This is a genomic window from Lacinutrix sp. MEBiC02595 (genome assembly GCF_053601555.1).
On sequence record NZ_JBSHNU010000243.1, the window covers coordinates 1 to 13,444 of the forward strand.

Annotated in this window: 11 protein-coding genes; 1 reads left to right on the forward strand and 10 read right to left on the reverse strand. The window is 32.5% G+C overall.

Annotated elements, in window-relative coordinates; genetic code table 11:
- Positions 1-518: 518 nt before the first annotated feature.
- The 10 genes from ACVCZW_RS13715 to ACVCZW_RS13760 form a co-directional block, all read right to left on the reverse strand.
- Positions 519-1,289 (reverse strand): 3-hydroxybutyrate dehydrogenase, encoded by a 771-nt coding sequence (locus tag ACVCZW_RS13715; RefSeq protein ID WP_452229006.1) that lies wholly within the window; start codon positions 1,287-1,289, stop codon positions 519-521.
- Complete coding sequence (locus ACVCZW_RS13720) at positions 1,282-2,064, reverse strand: alpha/beta fold hydrolase (protein WP_452229007.1); 783 nt, start codon at positions 2,062-2,064, stop codon at positions 1,282-1,284. Before ACVCZW_RS13720 ends, ACVCZW_RS13715 begins: the two co-directional genes overlap by 8 nt.
- A gap of 11 nt (positions 2,065-2,075) precedes the next feature.
- The gene (locus tag ACVCZW_RS13725) at positions 2,076-4,571 is read right to left on the reverse strand and encodes a TonB-dependent receptor (RefSeq protein ID WP_452229008.1); all 2,496 of its coding nucleotides are present in this window, start codon (positions 4,569-4,571) and stop codon (positions 2,076-2,078) included.
- Positions 4,572-4,728: 157 nt separating this feature from the next.
- A complete protein-coding gene (locus ACVCZW_RS13730; RefSeq protein WP_452232687.1) occupies positions 4,729-6,144 on the reverse strand; it encodes a hypothetical protein in 1,416 nt (471 codons plus the stop codon).
- A gap of 46 nt (positions 6,145-6,190) precedes the next feature.
- Positions 6,191-7,060: an alpha/beta fold hydrolase gene (locus ACVCZW_RS13735; protein WP_452232688.1), complete on the reverse strand. Its 870-nt coding sequence runs from the start codon at positions 7,058-7,060 to the stop codon at positions 6,191-6,193.
- 71 nt (positions 7,061-7,131) lie between these two features.
- The gene (locus tag ACVCZW_RS13740) at positions 7,132-8,637 is read right to left on the reverse strand and encodes a class I adenylate-forming enzyme family protein (protein ID WP_452229011.1); all 1,506 of its coding nucleotides are present in this window, start codon (positions 8,635-8,637) and stop codon (positions 7,132-7,134) included.
- A complete protein-coding gene (locus tag ACVCZW_RS13745; protein WP_452229012.1) occupies positions 8,612-10,123 on the reverse strand; it encodes a sodium:solute symporter family transporter in 1,512 nt (503 codons plus the stop codon). The genes ACVCZW_RS13740 and ACVCZW_RS13745 overlap by 26 nt, the downstream gene beginning before the upstream one ends.
- A gap of 284 nt (positions 10,124-10,407) precedes the next feature.
- Entirely contained in the window at positions 10,408-10,668 is a 261-nt protein-coding gene (gene rpmA, locus ACVCZW_RS13750; protein ID WP_055434719.1) for a 50S ribosomal protein L27, read from the reverse strand.
- A 42-nt stretch (positions 10,669-10,710) separates the two neighbouring features.
- The gene (gene rplU, locus ACVCZW_RS13755) at positions 10,711-11,376 is read right to left on the reverse strand and encodes a 50S ribosomal protein L21 (protein ID WP_452229013.1); all 666 of its coding nucleotides are present in this window, start codon (positions 11,374-11,376) and stop codon (positions 10,711-10,713) included.
- 97 nt (positions 11,377-11,473) lie between these two features.
- A complete protein-coding gene (locus tag ACVCZW_RS13760) occupies positions 11,474-11,929 on the reverse strand; it encodes a DUF4199 domain-containing protein (protein ID WP_452229014.1) in 456 nt (151 codons plus the stop codon).
- Between the two features lie 184 nt (positions 11,930-12,113).
- Here ACVCZW_RS13760 and ACVCZW_RS13765 point away from each other — a divergent pair, with 184 nt between their 5' ends.
- Entirely contained in the window at positions 12,114-13,433 is a 1,320-nt protein-coding gene (locus ACVCZW_RS13765) for a M16 family metallopeptidase (RefSeq protein WP_452229015.1), read from the forward strand.
- Positions 13,434-13,444 lie beyond the last annotated feature (11 nt).

Below are 13,444 nucleotides of genomic sequence, written 5' to 3' on the forward strand. Positions count from 1 at the left end.
TTTTTACCTGCTCTCCTCTTTTTTTTAAAGAGGAGAATGAATTAAAATTTCCTTCTAAGAAATTTTAAGAAAGAGGAGTTAAAAAAAGATATGCTTCACTAATTTTAGTACAAACCTTCCGAGTTTTATCTCTCAATAAAACCCACCTTCCTTTAACTAAAGGAAGGAGCACTTCTCGATACACTTATATTCAAAACGAGAGCATTATTGATTTCTAAGCATATTATAGCTAAATATAAAAGTTGATTTTTACCTGCTCTCCTCTTTTTTTTAAAGAGGAGAATGAATTAAAATTTCCGCTTTAGAAATTTTGAGAAAGAGGAGTTAAAAAATACACTTCACTATTTTACTACAAACCTTGCGAGTTTTATTTTACAATAAAACCCACCTTCCTTTAACTAAAGGAAGGAGTTACTAACGAAATGCTTTTCAGTAAGAACCTTAATATTAAAACTAGTTTAAAAATAAAAAAATGCCCTTCTGTTTCCAGAAAAGCATTTTTAAAAACTAATCAAAAATTACTGTGCACTCCAACCTCCATCTAAAACAAAAGAGGATCCTGTTATGGTTGTGGAGCTGTCTTTTGCTAGCAATATTGCCATATCTGCAATCGCTTCTAAAGGTACAAACTGCTTTACCGCTTGCTTTTTAAGCATCACTTTTTCTACTACTTCATCTTCAGTCATGTTATGCGCTTTGGCTTGGTCTTTTATTTGTCCGATTACCAAAGGTGTTTTTACATAACCCGGACAAATCGCATTACAAGTAATATTAAAAAGAGCTCCTTCTAAAGCTAACACTTTGGTCATACCTATTACGCCATGTTTAGCGGTTACGTAAGCTGATTTATATTCGGAAGCTCGAATACCATGCACACTAGACACATTTATTATTCTACCAAACTTTTGTTTTTTCATCTGTTTCCAAACGGCTTTTGAAGCATAAAACACAGCATTCATATTTATAGCAATAATATTTTCATATTTTTGATTCGGAAAATCTTCAATTGGCGAAACAAATTGTATTCCTGCATTATTTACTAATACATGCAATGCTCCAAATACCTTTATAGTTTCTTCTATTAAATCTTCAATAGCTTCCGATTGTAATAAATTAGCATTAGAAAAAGCGACTTTCACTTGGTGTTCATCACCAACTTCTTTTGCTATTTCTGCTCCATTTTTTTCTAAACCATGAAACATGATATTATAACCTTCTTTGGCAAATTGATTTGCAATACCGAAACCAATTCCGCTAGTACTTCCTGTAATAAGAACGGTTTTATTCATCTTCTAAAAAATTTTCAAGTGCGACATTAAAAGCTTCGGGTTGGTCGATAACCACACCATGTCTAGAGTTTTCAATAACCACCAAAGAAGCGTTTTGTAGTTTATCTACATAAGCTTGTTTAAACGAAACTGGTGTATAATCCATATCAGAAGCCACCACTAAGGTTCTAGTCGTAATGTTTTTTATTCTATCTCCCAAACCCCAATCCATCAAGGTTACAAAAGATTTAAAGTATGCGTTGTAATCATTGTTTTTACATCGTTCTTCAAATTGGTTTCGCAGATCTATTTGATGTGCTTCAGGAAACATATTAAATGAAATTTCTTTGGCTAATGGCTCTACTCCTTTTGTTTGTAAAAATTCGGTACGATTCTTTAAAAGATCCTCACCAGTTTTTCCCATGTCATTAAAGTCGGGACCACTATTTACAATCACTAGATTCTCTACGTATTCTGGATGCTTAGCTGCCATTTCAAAAGCCACAGCACCACCCATAGAAAAACCAACAAAAGTTGCTTTTTTAATATTTAATTTATCTAAAAACAGCGTTACATCTTCTGTCATAAAGCCGACTCCATAAGCATCTAATGGTTTAGTAGAATCTCCATGACCTCTTAAATCTAATGTAATAACTCGATATTTTTTAGAAAAGAAAGGGACTTGACCGTCCCAATCTTTTTTTGTGGATCCTAAACCATGAAGTAACAGAAGTACATTTCCTTTTCCATAATCTTCATAGTCAAGTTCTATATCCTTAACTTGTATTTTTGGCATGATTTGGAAGCTTAGTTAATAGTTGCAGATTTCTTTTTAAAGAAGTTCATTTTATACTTTAACTCAAAAGAAACCAGCGTTTCAATTATTGGAGAAGCTACAAACTCTCTATTTTTAGCATTAAATAGATTAGTAATACTTAAACCTAAAGATAGATTATCATTAAAATTATAACCTGCATTAGCATCTACTGAGAAACCTCCTAATTGTCCGTAGTTCCAAGTTCTTCCTACCTGAGCATTTTCAACTATTTCATTGATACCATCACCATCTTGATCTTGTGTTTCTGCTGCTACATTTATACCGGAAAAGAAATCATATTTTTGAACATATCTTCCGAAGAGCGCACCATAAAATTTACCTTTTCCGTAGTGAAGACCAACACTAAACTTATGATTAGGTGTATTAATTGGCAACTCGCTTTCTAAAACTTGTCCGTCTAAATTACCATCATTATCCATATCATTTTTATCTAGATCTCTATCAAAATAAGAGTAGTTAAAAGAAGTTCTAAAGCTATCATTGAAGTAATAGTTTAATCCTACATCCAATCCATACGTATCTACATGACCAAAGTTTAAATACGTTAACACAAAACCACCAGTAGAACCTTCAACCAGCTCTCCGATTGGCGTATCCCCAACATGCGTTACATTATTTCCATTTGCTGCATCTGCAATATTAACTAACGGACTGATAAAATTATCTGACTGATTATAATATGCATTGGTATCGATGAAAAGTTTCTCTGATAATTTCCCTTTGTATCCTATTTCGTAAGAATTAATAGTTTCCACATCTAATTTTCCAACTTTTGTTCCATCGGTTAATGTAAATCCTTCCCCATTTCCTATAACTAAACCACCAAATAAGTTTCCTTTAAGATTTAAGATAGATGGTACAGCGATACCTTTACCGTAAGTTAAACGGAATGTTCCGCTTTTCACTTTTTTAGTAATTGCAGCTTTTGGGATAAAGTTAGAACCATATAATTCGTGATTATCTATTCTTCCTCCTAGTAAGAATCCCCATCCAGAATCGTCTAATTTATATTCCATTTGTGTATATACACCAGTTTGATCTAGATCAATTCCACCGTCATCAAAAAGATAAGTTCCTTTAGAATCTGCCATATCTAATTGGTACTGCGCTCCTAAAGTTAAATAGAATTTATTCCAGCTATTATTGTATTGCGCTTCTGCATTAAAACGTTTAGAAGCGTCTTTAAAAACCGCACCACGCTGTAATGCTATACCTTCACCTTGATTTGCACCTGTTTGATACCATTGCTCTGTAAAAGAACGTTCACTAGCTTCTGCTTCTGAAAAACCATTATCTATAAAGGACACATAATTTTGTGTTCTTTGGTTCATAGCATAGGTTTTATCTGTATTACTCCACGTATAATACGTATTAGCAAAAAAGTTTTTAGAAACAAATTTCACTTGCGCAACATCGATGCTCCAATCTTTAATTTGGTTACGTCCCGCACTTGTAACACCAATATTATTGCTATTACTATGTCCGTAATACCCAGTTATTTCTGAACTTTTTGTTGGCTTATAAAATAAAGAAGCACCATATTTTTGCGAATCAAAATCACGATCCAGATCTAATTCTTTATATGCTGTTGTACCAACATATACACTATCTGCATAGTTAAATTCTGTTCCTTGTGATCTTTCAAAATGAAATTTATAAGAAAATTTATCATTAAGCACTTGTGCATGTCTTAATCGCATAGTAACCACATTTTGATTACCAGCTCCTAATGCAAATGTAGTTCCTTCAGACTGTCTTGGGTTTTTAGTAATCGTACTTACTAATCCGTTATGTGCATTTGGTCCATACAACGTTCCGTTTGGGCCTAATAATATTTCCACTCTTGAGATGTCATCTTTAGTTACTGTAGAAAAAGAGCCCATTGGTAATCCTGTAGCAATTAATGTAGATAATCTATCGTCTGTTACTTGTAAGTTTTTAGAATTAAAAGCAGAATTAAATCCTCTAATATTAATTCCGGTTCCCAAAACACCAGTTCGTACAAAATCAACACCTTTTTGTCTTGCTGCTAATTCTCCAATATTAAAACTAGGAAACTCTTCAATATCTCTAGCTGTAATTACATTTACTGTAGCTGGTACATCTGTAATTTTTTGCGGTTTTTTCCCTGCTGTTATTATAACTTCATCTAAAACACTATTAGATTCTTTTAATTGCGAGTTTAATTGTGTTACGCTACCGGCAGTTACTGAAACACTTTGCTCTAGCGTTTCATAACCAATATATGAGATAGTCACATCATGCGTACCTTCTGCCACATCTTCAATGGTGAAATTACCATCAAAATCAGTAACACCTCCTTTGTCTATACTTTTAATATATACAGCAGCTCCAGCTAAAGGCATACCACTTGCTTCGGTAATTATCCCCTTTACGCTTCCTGTGTCTTGCGCATTAATAACCAAAGAACTAATCAAGGTTAGTAAGAATAGTAGTTTTTTCATAATTGAAATGATGTTTTAAGTTAGATTATGATGGCAATCTATTGTGAAAAAGAAAATAAACAGTACTAAAAATTAGCTATGAGAAGTATGACTTTAGTTTAAAAAACGAGAATAAAAACCAAACCCCCATTTAAATAAAGGGTTTTAAAGCAAAATATTAAATGTATGACTTTAGTTTAAAAAATGCTTCTGGTAAATTATTTGAAAGGGTATCAATCACCTTTATCATCAATTGTTTTTGATTTTTTGTGGATTGCACACCTTTAATTGGCGCTTTAATCTCCTCTAATAAACGTACAGAGTTTATTTTACCTTCCATGTATCTAGAAAGCGATATACTCCATGAAATATTAGGCACGTAATTACTTTGTTTTTGACGTTCGCTTTCCTTTTCTATCAAGTTGAATTTTGCAGCAAGTTTCAGCACTTCCTCGTACTTTTCTTGGATGACCAAAACATTGATATACGATGTAAAAAAGTGATGCCAACGATGCTTCAGCACTTCCTTTTTATATTTTACTAAAAATGTTTTCGCTGTAACTCCCGCTAGATCGTTTTTTTGAAGTTCGGATAAAACACGAATTTGATAGGAACAATAGCCTATTTTTTGATGGTAGTTATGTGTTTCTTTATACAATTCTTGATATGCATCTAATAATGTAAAAGCTTTTTCCGGACTATTATTCCGCAATAAAATAGCGACCAAATTATTCAAATACATTAGGGTATCATTATTGTTTTGGCGGATAGACAAATACCCATAAAACTCCGCTTCTTCAAATTCGTCTTGTTTAGAATGCAACAACACTCGACTTGCATAATAATTAGAGAGTAAACGTCTAGAATACATTTCGCCTTGGCTAAAATAATAGTCAATTTGGTCGAAAATGATTTTTAATTTATCATTTTCATTATAATTTGTATAGATAAAAGCGAGTAAAACAAATGCTTGATACCTGTTTTTTCCGTCTATATTTTTATCATTAAAGACCGCAAGCAACCAAGTTTCTAAGTGCTTTGTTTCGTTATTATTAAGCGTATATTGATTGGTGATTTCTGTAGTAGCGGTGTACAGTTTCTCGTTAACATCTTTAACTTCTGCGTAATTCTCTTTATAGGTTTCGATAAAACCTGCTACTATTTGATGGTCTTTATAGCGCATTCTAACCAATAAATAAGACTTATACTCTTTAGCCAAATCATACAAAATCTGAAAATTATAATCCAAGTTCTTATATGTAGAAATATAATATAGAAATTCTTTTTCTTCACTAGAAGCTATTGCATCTGTAAGTATTTTTTGCTTTAATGGCATTAACCAACCAATGGTTGCATCTACATCGATATTGGCTAATTTTTTTTCGACCCAATCTTTAATGTAGGAATATTTGCGTTTATTGATCGTGGTATCAAAATCTACAAATGCTTTTTGAGACAAAGCATTAGACACGATCAACTCTATAATTTGAAGCTTTTCTGAATCTGTAAACTGATATCTAGTTTGCAGATATTTGGCTTCATTGGGCAGTATCGTTTTACTAAATTCAGTAAATTTTTTTAGCTTTGTTTTCATTAAACATCAAATGCAATTAAGTAATTATTATATATCCAGTTTTGCATTAATCAGCCTCAATAAATTTTTGAATAAGCAGATTAACTTCTATCGGTTTTTCAAATTGCACAAAATGACCAGCATCTTCCACAAACGCTACTTCTACATTTTTTATTTTTCGCGAAGCTATTTCACCAACGTCTTCTATGGTTAAAGTCGGATTTAAATAACGGTTAGGAATAAGCATGTCCTTATTACCAAAAACAACTAACGTCTTTCTTGTTATGTTTTCTAAATCTACATACACAGGATCGTTTAGCATTCCAGAAATACTACTAACAATAGCTTTACAGTGTGCATCAAAATCTGTAGCCAGTTTAATTTCTTTTCTATCGCGAATCATTCTAGAAGTCCCTTCTGGCAACTGGTAAAAGTTTAAAGCATAATTTTTTTCTATTTGTTCATCTGTGGTGTTTTTTACCATTTCTGCAGTAAAATAACTTTTTAACATGCTAGCACCAGCTTCCGAAAACTGCTCTAAACCCGCTGGAGCTATCAAAATTAATTTTTGAATATCTGCTTCATAAGAAGTTGCTAGTTTAATACTTGCTTGCCCTCCCATAGAATGACCAACAAGAATCACGTTTTTTAATTCTAATTTGGCTATAAACTTGTGTAAAATCTCTGCAAAATACGTTGGTGTGTATTCCGCTTCGGGCTTAGCCGACTTTCCGTATCCTGGTAAATCCAAAGCTACGCATGTGTACTGCTCTTTTAAGGTCTCAATATTTTTTGACCAAGCATCTGAATTACTACTTAATCCATGTACAAAAAGTATTGTTTTCTCACCAACTCCTTCTTTAATATAACTTATTTCTGTACTATCAATTACTACAGTATGGGATTTAAAATCATATTGAGAAATTATTTCTTTCATAAGTTTATCCGATTTTTGCGAAAATATAGTGGTGCTAATTAAAGTGAAAATAAATAGTAACGTGCATTTTTTCATTGTTCTGATTTAATAGTATTAAAATAATTATATAATTTTTTCCTAGAAACTTTACCTAAACTAGTTAAAGGAATTTCCTCTAAAATAAACAGATATTTTGGATGCTTAAAAGCTACTAGATTCGTTTTTAAAACTTCTCTTATTTCTATTACGGAAAGATCTTCATTCCCTATCGTTACAAATGCTATGCCGCATTCTCCCCATTTTTCATCCTTTACACTTAAAACTACAGCTTTTTTTATTCCTTTTATTAATTCTAATTGCACTTCAATTTCTTGCGGATAAATATTTTCACCTCCAGAGATATACATATCATTTTTGCGTCCTTTCATATATAAAAACCCTTCCTCATCGCTATATGCAAAGTCCCCAGTAAACAACCATCCTTTTTTTATTTTACTACTGGTTTTAACAGAATTATTCCAATAACCAGGAGTCACAATATCTCCTTTAATACAAAGTTCACCAACTTCATATGCCTTAACGCGCTCTCCCTTTACATTCACAATTTTTAGATCTAAATAAAAGTTAGGCTTCCCTATAGAATTTGGTTTTAGTTCTGCCATTTTATGATGCAAAGAAGTAATACTTGGTCCAGCTTCGGTTAAACCATAACCTGGTCTTATGTAAATATTTTTTTCGGTTTTCCAGAATGAGACAAGTTCGGATGCTACTTTTTCTCCTCCAGAAATAATGTATCGTAGTTTTTTCAGATTAACATCTTTAAAAACCGGTGTTTTCTGCATCATTAATAACATGGTCGGCAAAGCCATAAACAAAGTCGTTTTGTTACGCTCTAAAAGACTTAATATTTTTTCGGCATCAAACTTTTCTAACATACCAATATGTCCTCCTTTGTGCAATAATGGGGTTACAAAAACATTCCATCCAGATGTATGATAAGGCGGCAAGGTATTTATTGTGGAATCTCGAAACGTAATACCCAATTGCATGGATGTATTTAAGCTATTCCAAAACAACATTTTATTGGTATAAATAACACCTTTTGGCGCTCCCGTAGTTCCCGAAGTATAAAATATAAATAAGGCATTATCTTCTTTTATGGAAACCGTTTTAACCGAATCGTTTTCTGCAATCTGAAAAAATTGTTCTAGCGTATTAAAAGACATTTTTTGTATAGTACGAAGTGGTAATTGCGCCACTTTATCTTGATGGTTTTCATTACTGATAAACAAACAAGGTGTACAATCCACAAGAAGTTTAGATATTTCATTTACCGGTAAGCGATAGTTTAAAGGGACAATAACAAGCCCCATACGTTGGCATGCTACAAAAAGCACCATATATTCTAGACTATGCTCTGCTAAAACAGCTATTCTATCTCCTTCTTCTAGATGGAGTTCGGTAAATTTATGGACTAAACGATTGGCATAGATATGCAAGTCATTATACGTATAACTTTTATTTGTGTCATACGATGTTATTGCAATTTTTTCAGGCGTATAATCTGCCCATTTAGCTGTCCAATCTAATGCGTCCACTTGCTTCTTTTTTAGAATCTATTTTATAAATAATATAACCAATTATTAGTGATATTAGTATTCCTATTGCTGCTGAAACTCCTGGATTATTTACAGGTTCCTGCATATAAGGCGTTATTCTTCCGTAGTAAATACCAAAATGTACTACTATAGCCGTAATACTTGCTATAAAAACAGACCTTAAAGAAACATTATCTAAAAATGTACCAAAAAGAACAGGCACAAAAGCAGCCGCAAAGTAAGCATAGACTCCGTTTTGAGCAAAAATAGCCACACTAACATCAGGGTTTTTAATTTGTTCCCAACTTAATAAAAAGCTCACAACACCAAGAACAACAATAACTGCTTTATTAATACTTATGGTTTTCTCGGTAAACTTATCCTTAAATAAAGGGTTTATAATATCGGAAGTAATCGTTATGGACAACGATTGAATTAGGCTCTCTAAAGTGGATAATCCCGCAGAAATTAAACCTACTACAATAACTAAACCAATACCTACAGAGAATTTGGTAACTACATACGTTGGTATAATTTCATCCATTCTTAATTTTTCTCCATTAACCATAAAGTCAGGAAAACTAATTCGCGCATACAAACCAACAATTACCACTAAAAAGAAAACGATCATAAAAGCAATCCCACTAAACAAATAGGTGTTAATCTTACTAGAATCTTTTAATAATAGGGATTTTGTAATAATATGTGGCTGACATACAATGGCTACACCAATGACGATTTGCGTAAAAATAATTTCAAAATAATCTCGAAATAAGAAACTAGAGGTATTTGTTGGTTTTGTAAGGTTAGGATCTATAGCATTTAATTTATCGAAGAAACCTGAAATACCATCGGTAAAATATTCAGATCCAGAACTAATCAAAATAATAGCAACAACAAACATAATGATAGCCTGAATAGTATTGGTATACACCATAGAATTTGCACCACCAAACATCATATAACCAAATACAAATACTGTAATGCCCATAAGCACATAAAAAGGATCTGCATTTAGCGATTTAGAAATAACCTGTGTTAAGCCGACATTAATTAGCACAATAAAAGTAATAAGTAAGAGTGCGATAATACCAAAGAAGAAGGCATAGCTTTTACTTTTATACCGCTTTCCAATCCATTGCGCCATCGTTGTTGCCTTTACGGCATTACCTTGCTTAACAAAACCTTTGGTAAAAACAATTAACGATAGGAATGCTGCAATGGGTAATACAACAGCAAAAGAGATCACTCCAGAAATTCCGTAGAGTGCTATAAATCCAGGATTAATAATAAAGGTTGCGGCACTTGTCATAGAAGCAGCCAAAGACAAACCAACCACCCAAGAAGGGAAACCAATATTACCAACGGCATAATCTTTTATACTTGTGTTTTTTCGAGCGCCTCGTATGACGAAAAATAATATTACGGCAGCATAAACTGCTAATAAAATCCACATATAAGTTACTAACTTGTCTGATGCTATCATTTCCTTTTTTGTCTTTAAAAACAAATAACAAACTTTATATTATTTTGATTTTAAATATTCCCCTTTTCAAAGGTATGACTTTTCCAAATTAAAACACAAAAAACAGCCAAACACATTATAATAACTATAAAAATAGATTATATGACTTTTATAGTTTTAGATTATATTCCATGCCAACTATTTTAGGAGACGGTTTTCCCTTTTTTAATTATAGCACATAAAAAAAACGCCTTTACTTATTAAATAAGTAAAGGCGTTTTAGATTTTAAGGATTTATAAAATTCCTAAGCTTCGAAAGGCTCAATAGATACATAAGATCTATTGTTTCTTTTCTTTGTGAATTTTACTAAACCATCTACTCTAGCGTGTAAAGTGTGATCTTTTCCTTGGTATACGTTCTCCGCTGGGTGATGCGTATTACCTCTTTGTCTTAATATGATATTTCCAGCAATAGCAGCTTGTCCACCAAATATCTTCACGCCTAAACGTTTTGATTCTGATTCTCTACCATTCTTCGAACTACCAACTCCTTTTTTATGAGCCATTGTCTTAAGGTTTTATATTGTTAATATTAAGTAGTTAAGCAATTACGCTTTTCCACCATCTAATTCGTCTTGCCATTTCTTTAACTCATCCCACTTACCATCAGCAGCTAATTGCGCTTGTGCTGGCCAAGTATCTGTAACTAAATGTGCTAATCTTGAACTAGCTTCTGTTAAGATTTCACTTAACTTAGCAGCATCTGTTTTAGCTACTTTAGCAAAAGTATCTATACCTGCAGCAACTAATGCTTCTGCAGCTTTAGGTCCTGCTCCTTCGATTTTTTTCAAATCATCTGCTTTTCCTGTTGCTTTCGCAGCTGGTTTAGCTTTTGGAGTTTCTTTTTTAGCTTCTGCTTTTGGAGCAGCGGCTTTTTTAGCTGGAGCAGCTTTTTTAGCTCCTGAAGCTACAATGCTCTCAATCACGATTTCTGTTAAGGCTTGTCTGTGTCCATTCTTTACACGGTAACCTTTTCTTCTTTTCTTTTTGAAAACAATAACTTTATCACCTTGAAGGTGCTTTAAGATTTTCACACTTACTTGTGCTCCATCTATAGCTGGGGCGCCTAAAGTTACATTGCTACCATCTGCAATTAAAAGAACATTATCGAAAGACATAGTCTTTCCTTCTTCTGATGCTAAACGGTTAACAAAAACTTTTTGGTCTTTTTCAACTTTGAATTGATGCCCTGCTATCTCTACAATTGCGTACATAGCGTAACGTTTTTATTAATTAATTTATATAAAATAATCTCATTTTCCTTAGAAAACGGATGCAAATATACTGCTAATTAATTAAACTACAAACGTTTTATTGCTTTTGAACAACTTTTGTACTGTTTTTTAAAATCTGCATGAAGGTAAGTGTTAAAACTATTGAAGACGCTAAACCTTCCACGATAATTACAAAGATTAAAATTCCGCCGCCATAGCCACCATCATCAAACCAATCTTTTAATAAGGTATTCATAAAATCTACATCTATATGAAACATGTAAATCCCCATAAATAAGGCAAAACTAAAAGTAGCTAAAAAACCAGTAATTAATCCAACTTTAAACCCGTTTATATAATTAAACTCTCCTCCAGATATCGATTTATACCTTTTCATAGATGCATAAATTCCATATCCCATAAATAATCCGTTTAACATTCTAAACCACGGATTCGTATGTAGTCCTAAAAATTTAAGAATTAAAAAATATGCTATAAGCGCTATAATTGTAAAAACGCTATATTTAACAGCTACAGATGAAGAAGAATTCATATCAATAAAGCTTTAAGGATTATACTCTTTTAAATTTCGTGAAAAATTTTCACTTATTATAATATAACCCTAACTTTTTGATTTTGTTAACGTTAAAAATATTTATAAATATTACTTTTGAAAACCTGTAACTATTCTTTATCGTTATAGACAAATCAATAAAACTATAAAAATCAAATACACAATGAAAAAACGCATTTTGGCTTTAGCTTCTCTATGTTTAGCTGGTTTTGCAGCAACTGCTCAAGAAGTTAAGTATGAAGAGTACGATTTAGATAACGGCATGCATGTTATCTTACATAAAGATAACGCTGCTCCTGTAGTAATAACTTCGGTTATGTATCACGTAGGTGCAAAAGATGAAAACCCAGAACGTACTGGTTTTGCTCACTTTTTTGAACACCTTTTATTTGAAGGAACAGAAAACATTGGAAGAGGTGAATGGTTCACTATTGTTAGTTCTAATGGCGGAAGCAATAATGCAAATACTACAGACGACAGAACATACTATTACGAAGTATTCCCTTCTAACAGTGTAGAGACTGGTTTATGGATGGAATCGGAAAGATTAATGCATCCTATTATCAATCAAATTGGTGTAGATACACAAAACGAAGTGGTTAAAGAAGAAAAACGTTTACGTGTAGACAACTCTCCTTATGGTAAGTTTTTTGAAAATGTAAAGAAAAATATGTTCAAAAAACACCCATACAGATGGACAACTATTGGGGAAATGGCACATTTAGACGCCGCTACTTTAGAAGAATTTCAAGCATTCAATAAAAAATTCTATGTTCCAAATAACGCCGCTTTAGTCGTTGCTGGAGATATTGATATTCCTTCGGTAAAGAAAATGATTCAAGACTATTTTGGACCAATTCCTAGAGGAGAAGAAATTACTAGAAATTTCGCTAAAGAAGACCCTATTACAGAAACCATCAAAGCGAAGGCTTACGATTCTAACATTCAAATCCCTGCAATAGTAGCAGCATACAGAACACCTTCTATGAAAGAAAGAGAAGCTTATGCTCTTGACATGTTATCTACTTATTTAAGCAGTGGTAAAAGTTCTGTTTTGTACAAAAAATTAGTAGACGAGAAAAAAATGGCAATACAAGTTGGTGCCTTTAATAATAGTCAAGAAGATTACAGTACATACATTTTATACGGAATGCCTTTAGGAGATGTTTCTTTAGCAGATTTACTGAAAGAAATTGACGAAGAAATTGTAAAAGTTCAAAACGAATTAATTTCAGAAAGAGACTACCAAAAACTTCAAAATATTTCAGAAAACCAATTCGTTAACTCTAATTCGGGTGTAGAAGGAATTGCTAGTTCTCTTGCAACGTATTATATGTTATATGGTGATACTTCTTTAATTAATAAAGAAATTGAAATTTACAGATCTATTACTAGAGAAGAAATTCAAGCGGTTGCTAAAAAATATTTAAACACGAATCAACGATTGGAAATGGAATATTTACCAAAAGAAAAAGATCAATAAAAACATAAAAG

Coding starts and splice junctions, on each gene's coding strand:
- ACVCZW_RS13715 (WP_452229006.1), bottom strand. CDS start 1,289: ATGAATAAAACCGTTCTTATTACAGGAAGTACTAGCGGAATTGGTTTC.
- ACVCZW_RS13720 (WP_452229007.1), bottom strand. CDS start 2,064: ATGCCAAAAATACAAGTTAAGGATATAGAACTTGACTATGAAGATTAT.
- ACVCZW_RS13725 (WP_452229008.1), bottom strand. CDS start 4,571: ATGAAAAAACTACTATTCTTACTAACCTTGATTAGTTCTTTGGTTATT.
- ACVCZW_RS13730 (WP_452232687.1), bottom strand. CDS start 6,144: ATGAAAACAAAGCTAAAAAAATTTACTGAATTTAGTAAAACGATACTG.
- ACVCZW_RS13735 (WP_452232688.1), bottom strand. CDS start 7,060: ATGAAAGAAATAATTTCTCAATATGATTTTAAATCCCATACTGTAGTA.
- ACVCZW_RS13745 (WP_452229012.1), bottom strand. CDS start 10,123: ATGATAGCATCAGACAAGTTAGTAACTTATATGTGGATTTTATTAGCA.
- rpmA (WP_055434719.1), bottom strand. CDS start 10,668: ATGGCTCATAAAAAAGGAGTTGGTAGTTCGAAGAATGGTAGAGAATCA.
- rplU (WP_452229013.1), bottom strand. CDS start 11,376: ATGTACGCAATTGTAGAGATAGCAGGGCATCAATTCAAAGTTGAAAAA.
- ACVCZW_RS13760 (WP_452229014.1), bottom strand. CDS start 11,929: ATGAATTCTTCTTCATCTGTAGCTGTTAAATATAGCGTTTTTACAATT.
- ACVCZW_RS13765 (WP_452229015.1), top strand. CDS start 12,114: ATGAAAAAACGCATTTTGGCTTTAGCTTCTCTATGTTTAGCTGGTTTT.